The following is a 24,543-nucleotide window of genomic DNA, read 5'->3' as shown; positions in this document are numbered from 1 at the left end:
CCACCTTTTCTCCTTGCGGTTCCCATCAGAATGCCTCACCCAGATTAATACTGAAGCGGGTACCGTATCTGCTGATACCATAGTCCACCGCTATATTTGTATTGGATTTCTTGTTGAATTTCAGACGCAGACCACCGCCTCCTGCCGGATGGAAAGCGGTAAACCGGTACCGTTCGCCATCTGTCACAGTATTCATATTGGCAAACACGACGAATCCCAATAATCCATCCCGGGTAATATCCCTCCTGTATTCTGCCTCAAGGTCAATCAGCCCTTTTCCACGGAAACGGTTCTGATCCATCCCTCTGCCACTTCTGAAGCTGGGATCCCAGCCAATACTGGGCAGATCCAGATAAGGCGTCTTTGTACTGAGTGATGTCCAGTAAAAACCCCAGAAAGCCAGCACATTTTGCTGCTTCCCATTGCCAAGGTTGAGATATTTGCGGTAATCGAGGTAAAGTGACTCCCAATTATCATTACTGCCCAAAAAGGTCGGATTGATCCTGAAAACGGCGTTAAAGTAATGTCCTGACTGAGGGTTAATAGAGTTCTGGCGGGAATCTTTCAACAGGTTGAGTGATACACCGGAGGAAACTGTTTGTCCGCCGTCAGTGCCATAATTATACCCTACAAATTTAGACAACTGCACACTATCATTCGACCGGATCCCTATATTGGAATGCCAATCAAGGTGATAACCCACACCTACCAGCCATTCTTTAGTGACTCTGCGGTAGAAGGTCTCATATACGCGGAAGTAATTGTTGCCCAGCAACTGTTTCTCCTCATCAGGCACACCGTCTCCCATACCCCAGGTATACTGTGGATTGATGATAAAACGGATATCACCTACCATATTGTAGGCATTGTCCTGAAACCAGACGTTAGACCTCAATGCAAAAGAAAAGCGTCCTTTAAAGGAAAAGGAGGGCGTAAAGGATACGTTAGACAGGTTGGTGGTACGTCTTGGTCCCATATAAAACGCTGCATTGGTAGATGTGATCAGCGCAATACCACCACCGGGTATGTTCGATGGTGCAGGCAGCAAAGAGTAATAAATCCGGCGTTTCCCCCGTTTTGGTGGCTTCGCCTTATACTTAATCACACTTTTAAAGATATCAATGACGTCCTTATGCGGCACAGTGTCCTCATCTGACTCGTAATCCCAGGCCCAACGTTTTTCTTTATCCTGAGCGGCTACCCAGCAAGGCAGGGCTAAAAACAATATTATCAGTGCAAGCTTATTCATCCAGTTGTACGGTCTTATTGCTGACGGAATACTTAGACTATGTCCTAATATTGTGCCAGTAGAAAGATCGCCACACCCGGTATTATGCAACCGCTGGTTTAGCCTTTGCAAGATTAGACAGCGCTATCAGCCCCGCACTGGCCATCACAGCGCCTGCCAGAAAAGGGAATCCTGCGCCCACAAGGTCTTCCATCGAAGAGGAAAAGAGGAAAGGCAGGCAAAACAACATCCCCAGTGTGCCCAGAATAATCGCGGTATAAGCCCCATACGGGTCACCCTGCCAATCTCGAATATACCCGGTCCCCGCTCTGGTTGATAGCTGAAGACCACCTCCCGTAGTGTATTTGTCCTGCACATGGCATATTCTTCAATCGTCCACGTACTGATAGGCTTCGCCTTCCGCCCATTCAGGAAGTCTTTGTAAAATGTATGCCACAGATCGGGTAACAATACCGCTCCAAACAGGAAAATGGCAAAACTCGCCGGACTGTAATTCCCGTTCCCCAACATAAATGCCTGTAACCTGATCTCCCCTACCGGTGTCATTTTAAAATCCAGCAGTATGTGTTTCATATCATGGCTCTCAAAACCCGGTACCAGCCGTAGCCCATGTTTTTCCAGACAATCAGCGATGTCCTTTCCCAGCGTACCTTCCGGCAAAGCACTCAGCTCCCGGGTCTTTTCCTCATAGATGGCTATATCATAAAACTGCTCAATGGTAAATACAGAAAGATGAAATGACTTACGGATGATCCATCTGGCGGCAACTTGTAAAATATTCATAGATCGGCGATACTGTTTACTCCAAAATAAGAAAAAATCATTATATATTAGCAATACTTAAATATCCTATGCAACGAATACCTATCCTGCTGATACCACTATTGTTCCTGCTTGTCCGATTGCAGGCGCAAAAAGCAGCGCCGTTATCCATAGGTGAAACACATACGTTCCGCTCGGAAATACTGCGCGAAAACAGAACGGTCAATATCTATCTTCCAAAAGAATATGATCCTGCTGCAGACAAACACTATCCCGTGATCTATCTGCTGGATGGCGCCATGGATGAAGACTTTGTACATATTGCCGGACTCACGCAATTCCTTACCATGATAGATACCCTGCCTCCGTCCATCCTTGTAGGTATTGCCAATGTAGACAGAAAACGGGATTTTACATTCCCCAGTGCCATCAGGGAACTGACGCAAAAATATCCCACTACCGGAGGCGCAGCCAACTTCATTGCTTTTCTCTCGCAGGAACTGCAGCCTTTTGTAAAGAAACATTATAAGGTCAATGATACCAGTACGCTGATTGGCCAATCCCTCGGCGGATTACTGGCAACTGCCATCCTGCTGAAACAACCGGATATGTTTCTGAATTATGTCATTATCAGTCCGAGTCTATGGTGGGATGAAGGCGCCCTGATGACAATGGCCCCCTTCCTCATCTCTCAAAGGAATATTCGTGCACATGTGTTCATTGCTGTAGGAGATGAAGGAGCAGAGATGCAGGACGCAGCCAGCAATCTTGCCACCGTATTACAGGATGCAAGACAAAAAGAGCTCTATACCAATTTCCTGTATATGCCCAAAGAGACGCATCGCACTATCTTACACAACAGTGTATATAAGGCTTTGCAGGTCCTTCATGTAAAACGAAAACCATGAGTGAAAACAGCAGCCGTATCACTTTTAAAGATCAGGTGATCTGGACCAGTTCCGGTTGCCGGGATCTGGTATTGCTATTGCTGCTGCAGGAAAGCGCCTTACCACAATACCATCCGGAAGGTGGCATACTACAGCACTATCTGTTGAAGAACTTAAGCGTTTTTTACGATACGGAACTGGATACCATCCTGTCAGGTACAACTGTTGCTGACCAGTTGGAAAAGATGCTGTCACATATAGATGAAACGATCGGACAAAGTACAAAAAAGAGTCGCGACGACTGGTGGCAACAACTGGTCGGCATTTATCTGCGAAACAATCCCGGCATTGATAAAAAGAAAGCAGGAAGAGCCTTACAGGAATTACCAGACATCGGCGACCCTGCCGTCACAACATTGCTTCGTCAATTACGCAGACTGATCAAAGGAGAATATATCTTTGACACGGTAACAGACCTTACTATAGCACAACTATGCGGCACATGGCAATCAGTTAGTGTAAAAGACACACCACAATACGATATCAACTTCAATATGCTGGATGATATCAGTCCGCAGAATGAGCCGATACGCCTGTCCGTTCAAGCTTCAGCCGATACATTTACTATTCTCGTTGAAATCCCGGTATACAACTGGGCTGCCCGCCAAAGCGATACACTGGACTGGCTGGTGGGTACTACTACTGTTAAAGACGGCTGTTTACATGTCAGTTATGCTGATGGCAGGATATACAACATTCCTATATTGAAGATGGAGCTGCATCGTTTTGAAACCTTTCTCTTCCGGACGCATATCATTTTTGAAAAAATAACGTCATAAAAAAACGTCCGCTAATGGCTGGACGCTTTTCTCAATATGTTATCTGTATATCTTCCGCCCCTTCTGGACCAGCTCTTTCTCAACCAGATATTTAATCGCTCTGATAACCGTCTCTACCCTGAGTCCGGTAAGATCGGCTATTTGTTGTCTGGTGAGGGTAACAGGATACAATTCACCGGTATATCCATCTCTTTCCTTCAGGAAATCTATCAGGGTAATGATGCGATGACCGGCATCGTAGAGGCTGATCTCTTTTGCCATCATCGACTTAAAGTAAATACGTTCAGACAGACTTTTTACCAGTTGCATCTGCAGGTCAAAATTCTGCGACAGTAATGTCAGCAGTTTTGCTTTCTCCAATACAAGCACGTCACAGTCTGTAATCGCGATAGCTGATGCAGGATAGGCCACATCAAGGAATAAAGGTGGTTCTGCAAAACTGTTACCTTCCCTGAAAATGCCTTGTATGAATTCCTGTCCGTTCTCTCCGGTATTCACCATCTTTACTTCACCGCTTATCAGCTGGAAATAAAATCTGGCATGATTGCCTTCTTTCAGGATCGTATCCCCTTTCTTAAAACTGCGTGTCACTGCGCCAGCCTGTATGAGTAATTCGTAATCCAGCATTTTTTGTCTTTATGATCCAGGTCATAAACCCGGGTGCAAATGATTAGTTCCTTTGTGATATAAAATTACACATTTATGGAAACGGTTCATATCAACTTAAACGATACGCAAAAAACAGATAACGTAATCGCGCAACAATTTGTACAGGCAAAAGCGCAGGCTATTCCTTACAATGCCGTACAGACACTCAGTTTATGGCAGCGGTTCATGCAATATGCAGCAGCACAACAGCCTAACCGCTTTGGCTGGCTCGCCTTCTCTTTCTTTATGCAGGGTTGTGTACTGGTGCCCATTACTCTGATGATTGTTGTGATGCGTGGTAATCCGTTTGAGTTGTGGATCCCCTGTCTGGTTGGTTTTGTCATTACAGAAACCACCAATCTGGCCGCCATGCCGACAAAAGTCACTATTCCTGTGTTCTGGGCAGGCGTTATTATAGACCTGTTAGTAGTGGCCAGTTGTTTCCTGTTTTACTGATCACAACAGGTAGCAGGTAACACAGTGGCTGCCTGCCTTCCGTTTTATTAAACTGAATCATAAGACCATGAAAAAAGATATCACCACGATAGAAGATATACAATTGCTTGTCAATACCTTCTATAGCAGAGTAAGAGAAAATGAGACACTTGGCTACGTCTTTGACGGTGTTGCACAGGTGAACTGGGAGAAGCACTTACCTGTCATGCACAGTTTCTGGGAAACGGTATTATTTGGCATAGCTTCATTCAAAGGCAATCCTTTGGCAAAACATACCGCATTACATGAACGCGTACCACTGACAGACGAGCACTTTACAACATGGCTGCTACTCTGGCATCAGACAATAGACGAACTGTTTGACGGCAAGGTAGCGCAGAGCGCAAAAAGCAAGGCTGAACTGATGAAGATACTGATGCTTGGCAAGATACAACAGCTCAATACCGCGAATGCAGTGTAGACAAATATTTGTGTGAATGAGTGCCTGATTATGAAGCGACTGCAGGTCAGATGGATGAGACATGCTGCAGATGGCTGAAGGTCATTCCGGAGTACCGGAATGACCTCTTTATTTTTAGGGTCAGGCATTATCTTTGCACCTGTCGGTAAAGCTAATCGTTACCAGCCATGACTAAGAAACACCTGTCTTTATTACCACTACTTCTTTTAGTAGGTCACTTCGCCGCCGCCCAACAATCACCTGCTGCCATACCTGTTCAGTTTACACTCAAACAAGCCGGATATGTTACTTTGGTAGTTGAAAACAGCGACGGTACCCGTGTACGGAACCTGATATCAGAAACCTACTTCCCTGCCGGCGCCAATACGGTACAATGGGATGGGCTGGACGATCTTGGCAGAGATGCCGATGGCGCTAAACATGGCGTTTACAATGTACCGGGCAAAATGGTTGCGCCGGGACAATATACCGTCCGCGGACTGGTCAGAGGCGCTATCCACGCTCATTATGAAATGGCCACTTATTCCCCCGGTACACCTCCATGGAGAACAGAAGATCACACCGGCGCATGGCTGGCCAATCACACTCCTCCGCAGGCCGCATTATTCGTTCCTGCAAAAGCATCTCCTTCGGGACAGCCTGCCGTATTACTCGGCTGTTATGTTACTGAAGGTCCTGACGGACTTGCATGGGTAGATATGAGCGGACGCAAACGCGGCGGACGTAACTGGGTAGGTGGTGCATGGACTGCCGCCCCTTTTATTGCGGCAGATAATGGCCCTAAAGCAGTGCCGGGTAATGATGTATATGTAGTATCTGCATGGGAAACGGATAAACAATCCGGCGTAGCCGAACTGCGGCTGAACGCTTTAAGTGTAGGTAAAAAGAATGATTATAATGTCAGGCAGATCGTAAAACGTTCTCTTGGCGCCGTTCCTCTGGAGCAGGTAAAAGAGATGATCACTGGTTTTGCGGTCAATAATGGTATTGCACTGATCAGTATCGCAGGTAAAAATCGTATACTGATTGCCGATATCGCTAAAAGCAGACTGACCGACAGTATCAAAGCAAATGCACCGGCAGGTATGTGCTTTGATAAACAAGGCAGATTGTTGTTGCTCACCGGGAATCAGCTGTTACGCTTCTCCGGTACACTGCCGGATGATAAAGGACAGGTATTGATCAGCGGACTGGAAGGGCCTGTCGCACTCACCCTCGACAATAGCGGCAGGATTTATATCAGTGACCGCGGAAAGAGTCACACCGTAAAAGTCTTTTCTCCGGAAGGAAAGTTCGTCCGTCAGATAGGTACCCCTGGCGCACCTGCTGCCGGTCCTTATGATCCGCAACACATGAACAATCCCGCCGGTATTACCATCGATGCAGATCAACAATTATGGGTAACTGAAAATGATTACCTGCCTAAACGGGTCAGCGTGTGGTCACTGGATGGAAAACTGATCCGCGCGTTCTATGGTCCGCCAAAATATGGTGGTGGTGGTACCCTTGATCCACAGGATAAAACCCGCTTTTATTATACAGAAGAGAGTAAAGGTGCGATGGAATTTGCGCTGAACTGGCAGACAGGCACTTCCGCCGTAAAGCAGGTCTACTATCGCCCGGATGGGGATGATATGCCGCTGGCCTTCCGTAGTGCTGCTCCGGAAACACCGCTTTACTATAACGGACAACAATACTTCACCAATTGTTATAACAGCAGTCCGACCAATGGCTGGACCACTGCTTTTCTATTCATCAGGCGTAATGGTGTGGCTGTGCCTGTAGCTGCTATGGGACAAGCGTCCCAGTGGGACTTGTTGAAAAGCGATGCATTCCGGTCCGGATGGCCTCAGGGTGTAGACCTCAATGCAAAGGGCGCTTCCTCTCAGGCCTTCTTCATCTGGCAGGACCAGAATGGCGATGGCCGTGCGCAGGCAGGAGAAATACAGTATCAGAAAGGCAACAGTGGTGGTGTTACCGTTATGCCGGATCTGTCCTTCTGTATTGCGCGTGTCAATGATAAAGCGATGAAATTTGCCGTTTCTGGCGTTTCCAAAGCAGGTGTGCCGATGTACGATATCACAAAAGGAAAAGTGATTGCACAGGGCGTGCTGGCGCCTGCTTCTTCCGGTGGCGATCAGTTACTGGATGGAGCTGATGGATGGAGTGTGATCACATCAGGTGTGAAGCCCTATTCGCAGCTATCCCTCAGTGGCGTTAAAAACGGTGTCCCTGTATGGAGTTATCCGGATCTCTGGCCGGGTTTACACGCTTCGCACAATGCACCGGAAGCTGACAGACCCGGACAGCTGATCGGTACTACCCGTCTGTTAGGAGGCTTTTTTACCGTAAAAGGATCTGCTGCTGGTCCGCTGTGGGCGATCAATGGCAACCATGGTAATGTGTATGTATTTACCGCAGATGGACTATTCGTTGCCTCCCTTTTTGAAAATATGCGTAGTGGCACACAATGGCGGATGCCGGGTGGCAAGAGAAATATGTCATTGGACAGTATCACGCTGGGTGAAGAAAACTTCTGGCCGGGTATTACTGCTACAGAAGATGGGAAGGTATATCTGGTAGATGGCGCCCGTAGTGCGATCGTAAGACTGGATGGACTGGAAAGCATCAGCCGCCTGCCGGATATGCAGATCTCTGTTAATCAGTCCTCGCTTAACCGTAGTCTGGCAGTAATGTCTTCAGCACCCACCAGTCAACAACAGGCAGGCGGTCCGCGGGTACTGGAAGTAAATATCAGTAATCAAAAGCCCGTTGTAGACGGTAAATTGAATGAGTGGGCAAAAGCGTCATGGGCAGATATTGACAAACGGGGGGTAAAAGCAAACTTTAACTCGAATTCCAAACCATATGATGTAGCCGGTGCACTGATCGTCTCCAATGGAAGACTGTATGCCGCCTTCCGTACCGGTAATGCCCATCTTGCCGATAATTCCGGGGAAATGCCCATGGCGCCGTTCAAAACAGGAGGTGCACTGGATATCATGATCGGTTCTTCAGACGCGAAAGCAGATCCTGAGCGCCGTACCGCCATTGCCGGTGACTACCGCCTGCTTGTCAGCGTTGTAGATGGGAAACCACAGGCACTGCTCTATAAAGCGGTAGTACCGGGCACCAGACAAGATGATAAAGTGCCATTCTCCTCTCCCTCCCGGACGATTACTTTTGACAAGGTAGATAACATCAGCAGTCAGCTCCAGTTTGCCGCTTCTGAGGGCAATTACGAGCTTTCTGTGCCTCTGACGGCTTTGGGTATCCGGGCAGACAATGGAGCGCAAATAAAGGGCGATATAGGCATTTTAAGAGGCAGTAAGGGAGAAACCACTTCCCGTCTGTATTGGAGCAATAAAGCAACCGGTATTACGGCAGATGTTCCTTCTGAAGCAATACTTTCACCCAATCTCTGGGGAACATTCTTATTCAAAGGGAAATAAGACTTACATAAAAAGAGAAGGGCTGATGCATTACTTGCATCAGCCCTTCTCTTTTTATGTAAATAACTATTCTGATCTGAGACTCTTCACCGGATTCACCAAAGCTGCTTTACACTTTGAAAACTCACCGTAGCCATTGTGACGATAATAATGCTTCACGGGTACCTGACAACATACTGACATCTATCAGTTCAGGACCGCCGGTTTCCATAAAACGGCCTGTTTTACCCAACTTTTTATCCCCTACTGTCAGTACTTTGTTGAAGTCCAACGAAGACTTTACTACCTGTTTAAAGTTACCACCATACTGATCACGCAAAACCTCTCCCATATAGTAGGGCATGGTCTGCTACAGTGTCCGGTTTCGTTAGACGAAGGTGTCCGTTCCCGGATCTTTATTATCTGCGGTAGTGTTGCGGTAAGATAACGTATTTTCATGCTACAGCCGTCAAAGGATACATACACTGTTTGAACCCATACAATGCCAGCTGATCATGAGGGCGGACGAAAAACACTATACTTATTTTATAAATCATAACCATGCACATTGCATTTGTAATTGACCTTCCCTCAATGGAAGGCTTAGGCGCCACGATTACTTCTCTTGTGAGAAACTGTTCTGATACAGCACAACTCCACCTGCACTTTATCTGCAATAATTTAAGCACCAGACATAAGAACAATATCCTGATGTTGTTACAGACGGAGAGTTATCATGGCCGTACACGGTTCTATGATTTCGATGCACAGGAAATGTTCGGACATCTTAGTGCGGTACATGGCTCACGCACCAGCTACGGCCGTTTTCTGATTCCTAAGTTGCTGGACGTTGATTATGTGCTCTGTCTGGACCCTGATCTGCTGATACTACTGGACGTTATCACATTTGAGCAGATACGTTTTGAGGACCATTTCCTCGCAGCAGTACCGGGAGGTTCTTTCCGGAATACACTGGAAGCAAAATTGCTGCCGGGGCAGTTGAGTGTCTGCAAGGACGAACGTTCTTTTATCAGCGGGATGTTGTTACTCAATCTCCGTAAATGGAAAGAGCAGGACATCTGCCATGAAATAGAAAAGATCTGTCTGCGTCATGCCACGGCTTTACAGGAGGCCGATAATACCGTGTTGAACACTATCTGCAATGGTCGTTTTCATCACATTGATGACAGGTTTAACTGTATCTGGACACCCGGACAGGAAACCCCCTCTTTTAAAGAAAATACCATCCTTCATTTTGCCAGTACACCGAAACCGTGGGACTTTCTGGGCAGGGAGGTACATGCAGGTTATCAGCGATGGGCGGACTATGATACGACCTTCTGGGACAGAAGGTATAAGCGGGTTGCTTTTGCAGGATTACAGAGGATATGGAAGATCAGGAAGTCACTGATCAGATATTATCTGAAGAGTTTCAGAGGGACGGGCAATTTGAAATTGGGGATTAAAAACTAAGAATTGGTGTGACAAGGTTGGCGATGAACAACCGGTGGTATATGAATAGCTGAAAATCAGGAATGACTGACTGATCACGGTTCGTTGATACTATACTTATACAGTACTCAACTTACGTTAATGCTACCTTTTTTACGTAGCATTAACGTAAGTTGAGTATTGTATAAGTATAAATAGCCCCAAAGTTGTTGTTCTTCCGATGCTATTTCTTAATTAAAGGCCTTTTTCTATAAATGCGTAATACTTAGTGCGTAATTGACTCCAGGTTCCAGGCTTTCAGTGTTTCCAGTCTCACATCTCCATCCTTTGCGAATACCGACCATCCTGTAGCCTTTGCATCCGGGAACAACAAGGTTGTCAATACTTTCTCTCCACCGTTCACAAATACCTCCAGAGATGACTTATCCAACAGCACCTGTAGTCTGATCTTACCATTAACTGGTTTTACAGTGAGTTTATCTGTAGTAACAGCAGCCTGTCCATCTTTCACGGTGGCTACATACAGCTCATTAGTAGCAGTATTATAGCCTAGTATTGCTTCACTTTTTGTTTCCTTATGCTGGATGAGTTTCAGGCCGAATTCTTTTGCTGTTCCTGTTGCAAAAGTCAGGTCTATCCAGTTTGTGTTTGCATTAAATTTATCGCCTTTATTTAAAGGAATTTCTTTACTGCGAATGTCGGTCTGCTGCATCACCAGTTTTTTGGATGCCGGTAGTGCGTGCAGTATTTTATCCAAGGTAGCGGAAGGTTGCTGGTATAGTGTTACTCCATCCGCACCAGACTTCAGTGCCAGATCTCTGGGAATAGACATCTGGCCTCTCCACGGATAGGTAGGCGTTTCAAATGGCATCAGCCATCCCAGCATCATTTCACGGCCATCCGGCAGGTTATTGTAAGGAATAGCCGCATAATAGGTTCTGCCATAGTCTACAAATTGCTGATGAGTAGCCGGACGATCATTGGTGAATGTCTTCCCATCGAAATCACCGGTGAAATATTGCATACCTGTAGCGCCGTCCTGATTGCCGGAAGAGATCATGAGCAGCCATTTCTTTTTAGCAGGATCTCCGTCCACGAAGAGCGGCGTCATGGAAGGACACTCCCATATCTTACGCGTATCACCCTGATTACCGAATTCACCCTGCAAGGTCCAGTCTCTCAGGTTTTTTGAGGCATAGAATTGTAATTTATGCTCATGCGGTACAGCTACTGTCATGATCCATTGTTGCTGGTCTTCCATCCAGACCACACTTGGATCACGGAAATCTTTTTTCCGGATATTGACTACCGGGTTACCGGCATATTGTACGAAGCTGGCGCCGCCATCGTTACTATAGGCGACAAACTGTGTTTCCAGCTGTTGTTTAGGCTGATCTGCGGTATATATTGCTACCAGTGGCGCTTTACCATTCTGCCCGAAACCACTGGTATTTTTAGTATCCAGTACTGCACAACCCGAGAAGATCCAGGTAGTGGTATCTTTTGTTTCGATTTCGGGAATAGCTACCGGCAGGTGTTTCCAGTTCACCAGATCTTTACTGGTAGCATGTCCCCAGCTCATATGCCCCCATTTGTTTTCAAAGGGATTATGCTGATAATAGAGATGATATTCACCATTCAGGTAAATGAGGCCGTTAGGGTCATTGGTCCAGTTCTTCGCTGGTGTAAAATGGTATACCGGCCGCCATTGCGGTGTGGGTGTCTGATCCTGCGCAGATACTGCTATCGGCAATAAAGCGGTCAGGAGGGCAAACAAATGTTTTGTCATACGGTGGAGCTTTAGTCGCCTGTAAAATAGACAATTCTGTAAATAAAACGAGGCCACCCGGTAAAACCAGGTGGCCTCGTCGTCTGATATGTTCAGCGGCATCAGAGTTCCGCAAATATTTTCTCTCTGCTGGCAGCCAGTAAGTCCAGAACGTCCTGTTTATTACCCGTGAATGGTCCGGAAGATTCGATGTTCATTGTGGCCATTGCAGCGGCAAATTCACCCGCATATTGCAGCGATGCACCTTTACTACGCTGATAGAGATAACCGGCCATATAGGTGTCTCCGCAACCTGTTGCATCGATAACCATATTCGGCAGATAAGCAGGGATACGATGGAATACACCATCCGCATAGATCACAGAACCCATACTTCCCAATGTGATCACCACTTCCTTTACGCCCCACTCGGCCAGTACCATGGCACCTTTACGTACGTCCTTATGACCGGTCAGTACTTCCATTTCGTGCTCATTGGCCTTCAGGGTGTGAATATATTTCAGGGCCTCCTGTTTGGCCGGCCAGTCGATCGCGTGTACATTATGATCTTCCACTTTACGCAGGTAGCCCTGTACGTCCAGTGATACCTGTCCTCTTGCAGAGAGTGATTTAATCAGCTCTACAGGAAAATCATCGGCCAGTAATGGTCCAAGATGGAAGATACGTGCGTCGGTATGCGACAGTGCTTCGATGGAAAATGGATCTGCTTTCTTCAATACACGCTGGGTGCGGTGATCCTGATTTTCTGAATAGATATTCTCGAAATAGACGGTATGTTTACTTGGCAATGCATCCACTTCTATGCCTTTCGCCCTGAGCTCATTTACACTATTCATTTCACTCTCTGCCAGCGCGGTTACCAGTCTGTATTTAACGTCCATATGACGGATAGCATTGGAAAAGTAAAAAGAAGTGCCTCCTGCCATATGTACCACTGATTTCGTGGTCACTACTTTATCCAATGTGATATGCCCTACACAACAAATATCGTACATGTACTTTCTTAATGTGATTAATATTCCAGCTAATTAGGCATCAAATATAGTTAATAGATGTCTATCTGCGGCCGGAATACTGTTTTTGGGCATCCCACAACACCTTTTCAATTGGTTTTCATCACTTTAAGAAATTCATCATTACTCAGGTGGACTCCCTTTTCCGGCGCACGCATTTACCCTTCCTATCTTCTGCAGGCATCCCTGATCAGAAAAGCGACCGCCACGGTACCTCGCTGATAAGCCGCTTTCGTAGCTAAACAAAAATCCATATATCAGTTAATCACACTTTATCTGCAATTCAAATATGCTATAAGTTTTATCTCAAAAACATAATTTCAGCCGTATTGATTATTCTAAATAATTTATTTACATTCACTTAACCCTTAAGAAATCTGTAGCAAGAAAGTCAACCAAGAGCACATTACCGATATTCCGTCCGTTTTCTATTCCATCATCTTTAAACAAAAATCACTATGAAAAGAAATCGACTATTGGCCCCCGCGTTCCCCATTATGATGCTGATGCTGATGACCGTTGCCTCCTGTACAAAAGACGACAAAATGCTCAACGTCCGTAAAGATGCACTGACACCCCAACAACACCAGGACAGAGGTTTTCTTATTATCGCTAAAGAAGGCGCAAAATTAGCCGGTATCTCCGAGAGCCTGACTAAACTACGTGTAAAGAATTTTAAGCTGAAAACAGCCAACCAGGAGCTGGGTCTGATACGTGTACAGACGCCCGACCCTTCATTCCCTGAAAAAGCAAGACAGATTGCAGATGTGCAATCTGTAGTAGTAGACGTTGTAATGAACTGGCGTCTGCCCGAAAAAACCTTCCGTGCCAACAAACCTTCTCAGCCTGCTGCCAACGCAAAACTGAACAATCCATTAGCCAACAATCCTTTCAGTCCGCTACAGTGGGGACTGCAGTCTGTAAAAGCACCACAGGCATGGGCAAAAGGCTACAGAGGACGTGGTGCGAAAGTAGCAGTACTTGATGGCGGTTTCCTGCTGCAAAATCCTGAAATCAAGCCCAACATCATTCTCACCCAAAACTTTATAGAAGGTGAAGAAGTACAATACCACGGTATTGAAGGTTTCAGTCATGGTACACACGTAGCGGGTACTATTGCTGCTATCGATGATGCCAATGGCGTAGTAGGTGTTGCTCCTGATGCCAAACTGATACTGGTGAAAGTATTAAATGATGCCGGTAGCGGTCCATTCAGCGGTATTGTGGATGGTATCTTCTATGCGGCCAATCACGGTGCGGATGTTATTAACATGAGTCTTGGCGGAGAACTCCCACGTAAGACCTACACAGATGATAACGGTACACCGGATGATCCTTCCGATGACTACGTAGTAAAATATGACAGAGACGTAAAGGACCTCATCATTGCCATTAACAGAGCTACCTTGTATGCTACCCTTCGTGGTACTACAATCATCGCTGCTGCAGGTAACGATGCCTATAACTACGATGTTGAAAAACGTTTCATCACCTATCCTGCCGCAGCATTGGGCGTTATTTCCATTGCGTCTAATGGTCCGTTAGGATGGGGTATCAATCAGGATACAACCTTGTACCTGCCTTCTATCTTTACCAACTATGGTAAGAATTTTATCTCTTATGGTGCACCGGGTGGTAACTACAGCATTCCGCTGAATACGCAGATCGTGACCGTAGCAGGTATTACCTACTATGAATATGTATTTGACTTCATCTTTAATATCGGCTTCTGGGATGAAGCGACCAACGAATTTGGCTATGGATGGTCAGCTGGTACCAGTATGGCAGCTCCGCATGCAAGTGCTGTAGTGGCACTGTTGTATGGTAAACATCCTAGAATCAGCCCTGTGCTGGTAGAACTGATACTGCGCAAATCATCCAATGATTACGGCGCTCCGGGCAAAGATCCGTTCTTTGGCAATGGACAGATCAATGCAGGAAAAGCAGTTAGTTATTAAAATGGGAAAAGGCATCCGCCAATGTTGGTGGATGCCTTCTTTTTATCATTCAGTTGTTACTTTTTCTTAGCATAATCAAATACCAGCTGACAAAACACTTTCACACCTGCATCCAGTTTTGAATCATCTATATAAAAGTCCGGCGTATGGTGTGCGGCTGCTTTCAGCGGATCCTGTCCGGCAGGTAAGCCTCCCAGAAAGAAAAAGAAGGCCGGTGCTTTATCACCATAAAAAGAAAAGTCTTCTGCCCCTGTTGTCCATTCTGCTTCTTTTACATTTTCCTTTCCGATAGCGGCCTCTATTGAAGGTACCATCTGTTTTACGAGTGCGGGGTCGTTATAAGTTACTTTGGTTTTTGTATCGATGGAAACTACTGCTTCTGCGCCGGAGGCTTCTGCAATTTTCGTGGCTGTCAGTTTCATCCGCTCGTGTACATCTGCCTGCATACGGCTGTCCAGTGTCCTGATCGTACCTTCCATGATCAGTTCTTCAGGAATAATGTTACTTCTGACACCGCTATGAATCTTTCCTACAGTGATCACTACCGGGGCTCTGGTCAGTTCTGCCTGACGACTCACAATCGTCTGAAAACCCTGTATGATCTGAGCGGCTACTACCACCGGATCTATACCATGCCAGGGTTGTGAGCCATGGGATTGTTTCCCTTTCACTTTTACAACAAACCAGTCGCTGGAAGCCATTTCTGCACCTGACTTATACTTTACAGTACCTATGGGCGTCTGTGAGTTGATATGCAATCCGAAGATGGCATCTACTTTAGGATTATCCATGACACCTTCTTTGATCATCAATGGTGCGCCACATTCTTCGTCTCCCGGAGCGCCTTCTTCAGCCGGCTGGAAGATAAACTTCACAGTACCCGGTACATCCTTCTTCATCGCCGTCAGCACAGTTGCTGTACCCAATAACATAGCAACATGTGTATCATGTCCGCAGGCATGCATCACTGGTACCTGTTGTCCGAGATAATCAGCAGAATCGACTGATTTAAACGGCAGGTTTGCTCTTTCATAGACTGGCAATGCATCCATATCTGCGCGTAAAGCGACAACGGGACCGGGCTTCCCTCCTTTCAGGATAGCTACCACCCCTGTTTTACCGACGCCTGTCTGTACTTCCAGTCCGAGGGCTTTTAAATGAGCTGCAACATAAGCGCCTGTTTTATACTCCCGGTTAGACAGTTCCGGATACTGATGCAGATATCTTCTCCACGACACTACGGAATCTTTGACCCCGGCAACCTGTTTATCAAGGTCTTTCAGCTGTGCCATCGACCATAGCGGCAGGAATGTAAGTAAAGCAAGCAAAGGGGTTTTCATAAGCAATAATAGGTTTTGGTTGATTGATGTTATACAAAATAGACATTTTCAGTAGAATGACATAACCCTTTAAGAGATAATACTCACAGGACCGGCTACTCATTTCAGTCAGTCCTCCGGGAAGTGATAATCATCCGGCTGACTGACCACCGTCATGCTTCACCCCGGTCGGGCCTGCTAATTTGCAGTATCAAATTCAAGTAAACAGACTATGAAAACATTATTAAAATCGACCGCCCTGTTGTTGTTTATCCACTTTATTGTCAGTACAAGTTTTGCTCAGGTACAGTATCAGCAGAAAAGAGACTTTAATCTGAGTGTCAGCGGCACTTCCACGATGCATGACTGGGAGATGAAAACATCCAAGATCGCCTGTAATGCTACTTTTACCTTCTATGAAGACGGAGAATTAGGCGGCTTATCCTTACTCGATTTCACTATGCCCACGGAAAGTCTGAAGAGTGAACGAACGGGGCTGGATGCTGTCGCTTACAATGCCCTGAAAACAAAACAAAATCCGACCATCACCTTCAATCTGATCAAAGCGTCTGTATCCAAACAAGGTACTTTAATCAATTGCTCCGGCAAACTGACCGTAGCCGGTGAGACCCGGGAGGTAGAGCTCGTGGCTGCAGCCAGAATGAATCCGGACCACAGTATCAATATCAGGGGTAGTAAACAGATTGACATGCGTGATTTCGATATTGAACCGCCTACTTTCCTCTTCGGTAAATTCAAGACCGGAGAGATGGTTACCATCAATTTCGACCTTACTTTCAGGCAATAACCACATATTCCAGCGTCGTCCACGTAAAAACAGCTAAAAGTTCATCAGCATCTGTTAAAATATGCGTACCGGGTACAGATCAATTCCGGATCTTACACGGGCATCACAATACTTATTTAAACAGGTCAATACATGAGGAAATCATTCGCCGTATTCCCATTGTTAGTAGCATGCATGCTGACGGGAAAGCAGGTATCAGCCCAGGAGAAAGAGGGGGTACACGAAATGTCCAAAGATTATCAGGCGCCTAAAGACCCTCTGGTCATCAGAAAATTATCACAATGGCAGGACCAGCGCTTTGGTCTGTTTATGCACTGGGGCACCTATACACTATGGGGTGAAGTAGAAAGCTGGAGTATTTGTCCGGTTGACTGGGTAGTAAGAAAAGGTCCGTACAGCGAGGATTATAACACTTATAGAAGCGCGTATGAACATCTGCAATACGACTTCAATCCGGTGCAGTTCAACCCTGAGAAATGGGAAAAAGCGGCTAACGCAGCCGGTATGCGTTATGTGGTGTTCACCACCAAACATCACGATGGATTTTGCATGTTCGATACAAAAGAAACTGATTATAAGATCACCAGTCCGAATACGCCATTTTCCAAAAATCCAAGGAGTAATGTTACCAAAGAGATCTTTGATGCCTTCCGCAAGGATAGTTTCATGATCGGTGCTTATTTCTCCAAACCAGACTGGCATAGTCAGGATTTCTGGTGGAAGTATTATCCGCCGAAAGATGAGCATGTTAACTATGACATTAAGAAGTTTCCGGAGCGTTGGAAACGATTCAACGACTATACTTACAACCAGATACAGGAGCTCATGACGGGGTATGGTCCTATTGATATTCTGTGGCTGGATGGCGGATGGGTAAGACCGGATGGCAAACAGAGTCTTGACATGCCACGTATTGTGGACATGGCTCGTAGTCACCAACCGGGTCTGATTGTCGTAGACAGAACAGTACCAGGTGAATATGAGAACTACACCACACCTGAGCAGTCTATTCCTGACAAACCATTGCCTTATCCATGGGAGACCTGTATGACGATGGGTTATTCCTGGAGTTATAGTCCGCGGGACGAATACAAACCTTCCCGTCAGCTGGTATCCCTGCTGGTAAAGATCGTTTCAAGAGGTGGTAACTTCCTGTTGAACATCGGCCCCAGCGAAAAGGGTGATTGGGCACCGGATGCTTATAAACGTCTTGAAGACATGGGTAAATGGATGGCGATCAATGGCGAAGGGATACATGCCTCAAGACCGGTAGCACCTTATTCAGATAAGAATGTCTATTTCACACAATCGAAGGACCAGCATTCTATTTATGCTTACTACCTCTCTGAAACAGATGATATCACACTGCCGGCTGAAGTAAGTTTTGCTGTAACAGATGTAAAGAAGATCAATAAGATATCCCTGCTGGGTAGCAAAGCTAAACTGCAATGGACACTGAAAGATGGTCAGGTGACCATTAAGATTCCGAAGAATGTGCAGACACAAAATGGGCTGAAATACAGCGCTGCCTTCAAAATAAGCGTATAAGTAATTCAAATACAATCAGAAAGGGCTATATCAATATTTGATATAGCCCTTTTGTTTATATGAATGCATTATTAGTTAACGTTCCTTTATCAATCCCTTAACTTTTTATTTAAATACGATTGTCCATTTTTACAGCGAACCTATACGTAAACACTCTTAACAATTAACTATGTTCAGGAAATGTACACTTGCATTGGCGTTAACTGCTTTCACGACATTTATCGGATCAACAGGATTTGCTCAAACGAAGATCGCCTACATCAATATGCAACAATTGATCACAGGCATGCCCGAAGCAAAAAAAGCATTTGATACGCTCTCGGTTTATCAACAGGAATTAGCAAAAGACGGACAGGAACTGGTGAATGAATTTCAGACAAAGCTGGCTAAATTTCAGGAGACAGAAGCTACTTTAAAAACGGATATAAGAGAGGCGAAGATAAAAGAACTGGAAACGATGAAAGCTAATATCGACCAATATAATACACGCATGGAACAGAGACTGGCCGAAAGAGAACAACAGCTGACAACACCGATCATTGCGAAAGCGAAAAAGGCGGTGTCTGATCTGGCCGCAGAGAAAGGATTTGCCTGTGTACTTGATAACTCAAAAGATATTGTTATAACGGCTACCTGTGAGGATCTGTTACCAGCAGCGAAACAGAAACTCGGTATTAAGTAGTCATTCATCCATTGTGAACCCAAAAGGGCGTCCGCCATATGACGGAACGCCCTTCTTTTTTATTGTAAGCATTTGCTGATTAAAATCCGTATCTGATACCAAACTGGATCTGCCATGGATTACCGGAAGGAACGATCACACCGGAGTTCACATTCACGTTATACACGTAGCTCCTTGTATCCTTATCAAAACCACCGATAGAATACAGGTTCTGTTTACCCAATGTTTTGATAGTACCCCAATCCTTTTTGATCATATTAGCGATATTGAAGAAATCGGCAGAAAGCTCAACGAAATGTGTTTTGTGGATCTTGATCTTATTGGCAATACGCATATCCCAGATACCATAGAAAGCATTTACACCTCCATTTCTTTCAGCCACTTTACCACCACTTTTCTGATATAATCTTTGATACTTTCTGATGCCAGCGGATTGTCGAGGATAGACTGTATTCCCTGACGCACCTTCTCCGGAACATGCTGATTTTTTGTATCAAATACGTAAGCCAGATCGTTGGAGTTCACAAAGTCACCATTTACGTTACCTCCTACAGCCAGTGAGTAGCGGGTACCACCAATACCGGAATAACGTACACCGATGTTAAAGCCCCAGAAAGAAGGCAATGTACCGTAGAATACTACTTTATGACGGAACTGGTTATCTGAGTAAGACATGGTGCGCAGGTCACGCGGATCATCCTTCACCATCAGTGACAGGGTTGCAGTGTTTGCAACGTCACCATTGTAAGAAGTGTTATCTTTTGCGTCATTCCATGTATAGCTGAAAGAGATCTCACCATCTCTGAAATAACGGTAGGTACCATCCACCACAAAGGCGAACTGGTTTACTTTACCTTCACTATTCAGTTCCAGTACGCGGCCTACTTTTTTGCTCTTACGTCCATCCATCCAGTTGGAGTTACCTGTTGTTCTTCTCACACTATCCAAAGGAACAAATACACCACGATTACCCTCGTCAGGCAATGTAAATAATGGTTTGTCTACCATGTTGCGGTCTACGTACATGTAGTTATGACGCGCCAGAGTCATGAAAGCAGTAATACCCATTTTAAAGCGCTCATTGAAGAAGTGGTTATAAGAGATATTGGCTTTATATACCACCGGAATGCGGGCGTCTTTGCCATTCATGTTAATAGTACCCTGACGATCCAGTCCCAGCTGGTCAAACAACTCTTTACCGGGTGCTGCAGACGGATTCTTGCGGTATTCCACAAAATTAGGTGCAGGTACACCCACATTCTGAATATCCACTGTCAGTACTTTAGTACCATCAAACAACTGGTTGTTGATCATTGCATAGTTGTTGATATCGGAACCAAAGATCGCTGCACCAAAACGCAGATAGTCCTTGTGTTTATCGTTGATGTCCCAGTTGAACTGTACGCGGGGTTGTAACTGGAATGTATTCAGTTTATTATCGGTGCGCAGTCCCAATTCCTGATATACAACAGGATTGTAATTGGCATTATTCAGATAAGTCGTATAATCTGCACGGATACCGGCGATCATTTCAAAACCTTTGAAGAGTTTGGTCTGCATTTGTGCATACAGGCCACCTGCCACAACATTCTGGTTGATAGCCGGGTCGTCTGCCAGTGCTACTTCACGTGCATAACGATATGGCGTCATGTTATTGAAATTCTCCAGACCGGTAAAATAAAAGCGACCATTCATTTCACTGCCATACAGAGAATTCATATGACTGTACATAATGTCTGTACCGAAGGTAAAGTTCGCCTTGTTGGTGCTGAAATATACGTTATCTACGAGTTGTACTACGTGGTTGTAGAAATGCTCCGGAGAGTAACGCTGACCACCTAACTGTATATTGGTAAATACACTGTTACCACCGATGTTCGACTCAACGCGCTCAATAATAGCGCGCGGAATGTTTTGTTTTGGCAATTCACCGCCCGGAGAACTTTCTTCAAAAGTATACAGGTGCTGTACTTTCAATTCATTTGTCAGACGTGGATTCAATACGGTACGTAAGGTAGCCAGTATACTGTTGTTAACAGCCTTTGCATCTGCATACACTTCATAGAGATTGATGGCAGTATTGTCATCACGGCCTAATGGTGCGCGGTCACTAATAAAGTTATCACGCAGTGTAAGCAGGCTTTTTTCACTCAGCTGAATATCCACACGGGCGAAGATCGCATCGGTACTTCTTTTCTTATCGAAAGAACCGAATTGTTTCGCGTTGGATACACCATATTTGCCACGGGCGATGGTCAGGAAATTATCCAGTGTGCTTTGTGTAACGTTCAGGCGTTTTTCATCCGCAGAGACTGAATGTCTGCCAGCTGTAAAGGACGTGCATCTGCCTGACGATCCCATGCTACAAAGAAATGCGCTTTGTCTTTTACGATCGGTCCGGATAAGGTGAAACCGAACTGTTTGGTAGAGAAGTCATTTACGCGTTTCGCACCACGGATGTCGTAGTTGGAAGACAGCTGATCTGCTCTGTAAAACAGGAATGCGCTACCTGAGAAGGTATTGGTGCCTGACTTGGTTACGGTACTGATCGTACCTCCGCCACTACGACCAAACGTCACGTCATATTGGTTGGTCACTACCTTGAATTCCCTGATAGCTTCCATGGATAATGCATAAGGACCGCCGATACGGGCATTCGTTCCACTGCTGGAAGTAGGGTTCTTGGCACTGGTACCATCAATCGTAATGTTGGTAGAAGAGCCGAGCTGACCCGCAAGATTACCGCCACTACTTAATGGTGAGAGATCAATGAGAGAGGAGAAATTACGTCCGTTCACCGGTAGTCTGGCGATGTCCCGTGCAGTCACGGTAGTAGCAGCGCCGAAGTTTTCCGTTTTGTTCTTTAGTGCGTTACCTGAAACGGTGATCTCTTCATCCCTACGGTAGAAGATCTCATAGCAACATTAATCCTGACGATATCTCCCTGATTAAGAGAGTAGCCGGACAACTTCTGTTCGCTGTAGCCTACGAAAGATACGGTTACGGTGTACGGTCCACCAAGTGGCAATTCCTTCAACAGGAATTCACCTTTTGTGTTTGTAATGGTTCTGCTACTAAAACCAGTAGATTCATTCCGGACGAGTACGGAGGCGCCGGGAATCAACTGTTTTGTTTCATCTGCAACAACCCCTGCAATGGAGGCTTGCGTGGTCTGGGCGAACAACTGTGTATGGGCTAAACAACACAGCAGTAGCAATGTAATGCTGGCAAATATAGGTTTCATAAGCGCGAAAATAGAGCCATGCGGAAAGCAATGCAATACAGTTGCGGCTTGTTAACGAAGAATTCATATTACGCGTCAGTGCGACATTATTTACGTGTCCATTCTTCATGAATAGGATCCCCTTTTGAGCTCTTTCCACTATGATCCCATTTATCACCTGATACACTGCCTTTAAAGGTAAGCATTGCACCTACCTGCTGTTGTCTCTTGAGAAGAATTCTATCTTTTCTGTATATGCACCGTTTTCAAAAGTATGTTCCACCACCAGTGCCAAAAAACTGTCCTGTCTTTGTATCATGGCAATCCACTGGAACTTTGTACCTGTGAGTATTTTGATGGTTTTTCTATCCCCGGGTTTCATGGCATTCATTGCGCCATTGTTCTCTCTTCCGGTGATCTGCCATACACCCTGCCAGCTGACTGGTACCGTCATATTCTTGTCCAGGTAGTCGTTTATCACCTAAAGTGGTGACTTTTATCTCCTTCAAAGGTTACGTTGGCTTCAGGCCTCGTGCCAACCTGTGCCGAGTCTGCTGAATTAAATTCGATATTAATCCCGTTATCATCCAGGTACCTCCCATAGGGATTGAAACCAGCATCGTCATAGATGGTAATACTGAAATAACCGGGTGAGATCAAATCAGTGAGTTAGTATTGCCTGATACAGATTTCCGCGCCTACCGGGGAATTTTGTGCTTTAACGGATGCTGTCAGTGGTTACAGCAAAAAACAGGATAAGTAAGGAATGGATGATTGTTTTCATAACTGGTGGATTTTATGATTGTAAATGTACATCATAACACGTGGATCAGTAAAAGAAAAAACTATCTTGATACGTTTCCAATAAATATTGATGACAAATAATTCAACAGCAAAAACACCGGCAGCGCTCTATCTGGAGCACCTGATAAGATCTTTCAGGTGGAGCCCGCTTTCTACAGGGAAAGCAGCATCACCGAAGGACTACCCGGCATCACCGCCATTGTGTACAAGGATATTCCGGAAAAGGGGTATACTACCGCTTTTACATATGGTCTTTCCTTAGGTACGCACCCTGAATGGAAGGCTGGCAGACCGGAATTATGTGTATGTGTGGCTTCTGACAATGACGCATGGGGGCAGGTAGCAGCGTATCGCGAATAAGTACGCGGGGATTGCCCTTTCCTCTACGGACAGACCATCAACTTTGGTACACGTATCAGTGAAGATGCTGACATGGATGCATTCTTTGTATTTGCCCCGAGTATAATGGAGAGAGAAGATTATACAGATATAGACGTTGGCGCTGACTATAAGATCAATATTGCAGGGTTATATCCGATGTATGCAGATGAAACGGAGGCTTATGAGAAAACTGGGCTTAAAAGACTTCTGGCATCAACGGATTATGACAATATAGCGTGAACAGAAAGAGATCACTATATAAAAAAATCCGGAGCGTTCACTCCGGATTTTTTTACTAATACACACCGCTCAGGTTAGTATGACCATTACTTGACGGCATATCGTATATTTTCTTCAGATTCTTGCCGTCCACATCACAGGAATAGATATCGTCTTTATTGGCGGTTGCCTTTGTACTATTCCAACAAAACAGTTTTCTTACCATCAGGAGAAAGATGCATCCCGTCTATTCTACACCAGCCGGAAGCGTATATTCACTTTCGTCTGACCGGTACCGTCATAATTCATCAGCCATATCTCATTGCCTTTATCCACGTCATATTTGGAAAAAACAATTTTATTCACGGTGTGGCGCCGCCCGCATCTGACACAGAAAGTACACCTGAATTGCTTACCGCAAGACCATCTCCCACTATACTCCACCTAATACAGACTTCGTTGCGGTGGAAGAGTATAACTGCCATTTCCGCTACCTGCCTGGGGCATCGGCAGACTTCTGACAACTGATCTGGAATAACCAGCATTGAAGAGGAAAACAGGATCAACGCAAAGGTCCGAGGATTACTTTTTTCATACAATAAATTTAATGAGATA

The 24,543-nt window shown here is 45.4% G+C and carries 25 protein-coding genes; 12 read left to right on the top strand and 13 right to left on the bottom strand.

What is annotated here, in order from left to right; translation table 11 throughout:
* Positions 1–25: 25 nt before the first annotated feature.
* Together FEF09_RS13985 and FEF09_RS13980 are read right to left on the bottom strand one after the other, a co-directional pair.
* Positions 26–1,249 (bottom strand): BamA/TamA family outer membrane protein, encoded by a 1,224-nt coding sequence (locus FEF09_RS13985; protein WP_146305695.1) that lies wholly within the window; start codon positions 1,247–1,249, stop codon positions 26–28.
* Positions 1,250–1,393: 144 nt separating this feature from the next.
* Positions 1,394–2,032, bottom strand: a complete 639-nt coding sequence (locus FEF09_RS13980; RefSeq protein ID WP_146305694.1) for a hypothetical protein — start codon at positions 2,030–2,032, stop codon at positions 1,394–1,396.
* A 68-nt stretch (positions 2,033–2,100) separates the two neighbouring features.
* Between FEF09_RS13980 and FEF09_RS13975 the strand changes: the two genes are divergently transcribed.
* Together FEF09_RS13975 and FEF09_RS13970 are read left to right on the top strand one after the other, a co-directional pair.
* Entirely contained in the window at positions 2,101–2,919 is an 819-nt protein-coding gene (locus tag FEF09_RS13975) for an alpha/beta hydrolase (protein ID WP_146305693.1), read from the top strand.
* A complete protein-coding gene (locus FEF09_RS13970; protein WP_146305692.1) occupies positions 2,916–3,737 on the top strand; it encodes a hypothetical protein in 822 nt (273 codons plus the stop codon). The genes FEF09_RS13975 and FEF09_RS13970 overlap by 4 nt, the downstream gene beginning before the upstream one ends.
* 39 nt (positions 3,738–3,776) lie before the next feature.
* On the opposite strand, the gene FEF09_RS13965 is transcribed toward FEF09_RS13970, so the two are convergent.
* Positions 3,777–4,364 carry a Crp/Fnr family transcriptional regulator gene (locus FEF09_RS13965; RefSeq protein WP_146305691.1) on the bottom strand — a complete coding sequence of 196 codons (588 nt, stop codon included), beginning with the start codon at positions 4,362–4,364 and terminating at the stop codon, positions 3,777–3,779.
* Between the two features lie 75 nt (positions 4,365–4,439).
* Between FEF09_RS13965 and FEF09_RS13960 the strand changes: the two genes are divergently transcribed.
* From FEF09_RS13960 to FEF09_RS13950, 3 genes are all read left to right on the top strand, one after another.
* Positions 4,440–4,841 carry a hypothetical protein gene (locus FEF09_RS13960; protein ID WP_146305690.1) on the top strand — a complete coding sequence of 134 codons (402 nt, stop codon included), beginning with the start codon at positions 4,440–4,442 and terminating at the stop codon, positions 4,839–4,841.
* 67 nt (positions 4,842–4,908) lie between these two features.
* The gene (locus tag FEF09_RS13955; protein ID WP_146305689.1) at positions 4,909–5,301 is read left to right on the top strand and encodes a group III truncated hemoglobin; all 393 of its coding nucleotides are present in this window, start codon (positions 4,909–4,911) and stop codon (positions 5,299–5,301) included.
* Between the two features lie 167 nt (positions 5,302–5,468).
* Positions 5,469–8,753, top strand: a complete 3,285-nt coding sequence (locus FEF09_RS13950; protein ID WP_146305688.1) for a hypothetical protein — start codon at positions 5,469–5,471, stop codon at positions 8,751–8,753.
* Positions 8,754–8,877: 124 nt separating this feature from the next.
* Here the strand turns inward: FEF09_RS13950 and FEF09_RS13945 are convergent, their stop codons facing one another.
* Positions 8,878–9,084 carry a hypothetical protein gene (locus FEF09_RS13945; protein ID WP_186774340.1) on the bottom strand — a complete coding sequence of 69 codons (207 nt, stop codon included), beginning with the start codon at positions 9,082–9,084 and terminating at the stop codon, positions 8,878–8,880.
* A gap of 209 nt (positions 9,085–9,293) precedes the next feature.
* Between FEF09_RS13945 and FEF09_RS13940 the strand changes: the two genes are divergently transcribed.
* Complete coding sequence (locus FEF09_RS13940; protein ID WP_146305687.1) at positions 9,294–10,205, top strand: glycosyltransferase family 8 protein; 912 nt, start codon at positions 9,294–9,296, stop codon at positions 10,203–10,205.
* A 244-nt stretch (positions 10,206–10,449) separates the two neighbouring features.
* Here the strand turns inward: FEF09_RS13940 and FEF09_RS13935 are convergent, their stop codons facing one another.
* Together FEF09_RS13935 and FEF09_RS13930 are read right to left on the bottom strand one after the other, a co-directional pair.
* A complete protein-coding gene (locus FEF09_RS13935) occupies positions 10,450–11,973 on the bottom strand; it encodes a glycoside hydrolase family 32 protein (RefSeq protein ID WP_146305686.1) in 1,524 nt (507 codons plus the stop codon).
* A gap of 101 nt (positions 11,974–12,074) precedes the next feature.
* On the bottom strand, positions 12,075–12,968 hold the full coding sequence (locus tag FEF09_RS13930) for a PfkB family carbohydrate kinase (RefSeq protein ID WP_146305685.1): 894 nt from the start codon (positions 12,966–12,968) through the stop codon (positions 12,075–12,077).
* Between the two features lie 476 nt (positions 12,969–13,444).
* On the opposite strand from FEF09_RS13930, the gene FEF09_RS13925 reads away from it, so the two are divergent.
* Entirely contained in the window at positions 13,445–14,944 is a 1,500-nt protein-coding gene (locus FEF09_RS13925) for a S8 family peptidase (protein WP_146305684.1), read from the top strand.
* Between the two features lie 56 nt (positions 14,945–15,000).
* Here the strand turns inward: FEF09_RS13925 and FEF09_RS13920 are convergent, their stop codons facing one another.
* The gene (locus tag FEF09_RS13920) at positions 15,001–16,284 is read right to left on the bottom strand and encodes an amidohydrolase (RefSeq protein ID WP_261387480.1); all 1,284 of its coding nucleotides are present in this window, start codon (positions 16,282–16,284) and stop codon (positions 15,001–15,003) included.
* Positions 16,285–16,495: 211 nt separating this feature from the next.
* Here FEF09_RS13920 and FEF09_RS13915 point away from each other — a divergent pair, with 211 nt between their 5' ends.
* The 3 genes from FEF09_RS13915 to FEF09_RS13905 all read left to right on the top strand — a co-directional run bounded on the left by FEF09_RS13915 (position 16,496) and on the right by FEF09_RS13905 (position 19,301).
* Positions 16,496–17,071 (top strand): YceI family protein, encoded by a 576-nt coding sequence (locus FEF09_RS13915; RefSeq protein ID WP_146305682.1) that lies wholly within the window; start codon positions 16,496–16,498, stop codon positions 17,069–17,071.
* Between the two features lie 132 nt (positions 17,072–17,203).
* Positions 17,204–18,619 (top strand): alpha-L-fucosidase, encoded by a 1,416-nt coding sequence (locus tag FEF09_RS13910; RefSeq protein WP_146305681.1) that lies wholly within the window; start codon positions 17,204–17,206, stop codon positions 18,617–18,619.
* 169 nt (positions 18,620–18,788) lie between these two features.
* Positions 18,789–19,301: an OmpH family outer membrane protein gene (locus FEF09_RS13905; protein ID WP_146305680.1), complete on the top strand. Its 513-nt coding sequence runs from the start codon at positions 18,789–18,791 to the stop codon at positions 19,299–19,301.
* A 79-nt stretch (positions 19,302–19,380) separates the two neighbouring features.
* Here the strand turns inward: FEF09_RS13905 and FEF09_RS31445 are convergent, their stop codons facing one another.
* From FEF09_RS31445 to FEF09_RS13895, 5 genes are all read right to left on the bottom strand, one after another.
* Entirely contained in the window at positions 19,381–19,683 is a 303-nt protein-coding gene (locus tag FEF09_RS31445; RefSeq protein ID WP_222596973.1) for a hypothetical protein, read from the bottom strand.
* Complete coding sequence (locus FEF09_RS31440) at positions 19,659–21,662, bottom strand: hypothetical protein (RefSeq protein ID WP_222596972.1); 2,004 nt, start codon at positions 21,660–21,662, stop codon at positions 19,659–19,661. Before FEF09_RS31440 ends, FEF09_RS31445 begins: the two co-directional genes overlap by 25 nt.
* On the bottom strand, positions 21,590–22,129 hold the full coding sequence (locus FEF09_RS31435) for a hypothetical protein (protein ID WP_222596971.1): 540 nt from the start codon (positions 22,127–22,129) through the stop codon (positions 21,590–21,592). Before FEF09_RS31435 ends, FEF09_RS31440 begins: the two co-directional genes overlap by 73 nt.
* Positions 22,130–22,164: 35 nt before the next feature.
* On the bottom strand, positions 22,165–22,545 hold the full coding sequence (locus FEF09_RS31430) for a carboxypeptidase-like regulatory domain-containing protein (RefSeq protein WP_222596970.1): 381 nt from the start codon (positions 22,543–22,545) through the stop codon (positions 22,165–22,167).
* A gap of 190 nt (positions 22,546–22,735) precedes the next feature.
* Positions 22,736–23,005: a hypothetical protein gene (locus FEF09_RS13895; RefSeq protein ID WP_146305679.1), complete on the bottom strand. Its 270-nt coding sequence runs from the start codon at positions 23,003–23,005 to the stop codon at positions 22,736–22,738.
* A 461-nt stretch (positions 23,006–23,466) separates the two neighbouring features.
* Here FEF09_RS13895 and FEF09_RS31425 point away from each other — a divergent pair, with 461 nt between their 5' ends.
* Both FEF09_RS31425 and FEF09_RS31420 read left to right on the top strand, forming a co-directional pair.
* Positions 23,467–23,688, top strand: a complete 222-nt coding sequence (locus FEF09_RS31425; protein ID WP_222596969.1) for a hypothetical protein — start codon at positions 23,467–23,469, stop codon at positions 23,686–23,688.
* A gap of 72 nt (positions 23,689–23,760) precedes the next feature.
* Entirely contained in the window at positions 23,761–23,949 is a 189-nt protein-coding gene (locus FEF09_RS31420) for a hypothetical protein (RefSeq protein ID WP_222596968.1), read from the top strand.
* Positions 23,950–24,004: 55 nt separating this feature from the next.
* Here FEF09_RS31420 and FEF09_RS30745 read toward each other — a convergent pair whose 3' ends face one another.
* The gene (locus FEF09_RS30745; protein ID WP_186774339.1) at positions 24,005–24,154 is read right to left on the bottom strand and encodes a hypothetical protein; all 150 of its coding nucleotides are present in this window, start codon (positions 24,152–24,154) and stop codon (positions 24,005–24,007) included.
* Positions 24,155–24,543 lie beyond the last annotated feature (389 nt).

This window comes from Chitinophaga pinensis (genome assembly GCF_007896845.1).
Taxonomy (GTDB): Bacteria; Bacteroidota; Bacteroidia; order Chitinophagales; family Chitinophagaceae; genus Chitinophaga; species Chitinophaga pinensis_C.
The sequence above is the reverse complement of the archived record's forward strand: the minus strand, read 5'-3'. Positions and strand labels throughout refer to the sequence as shown.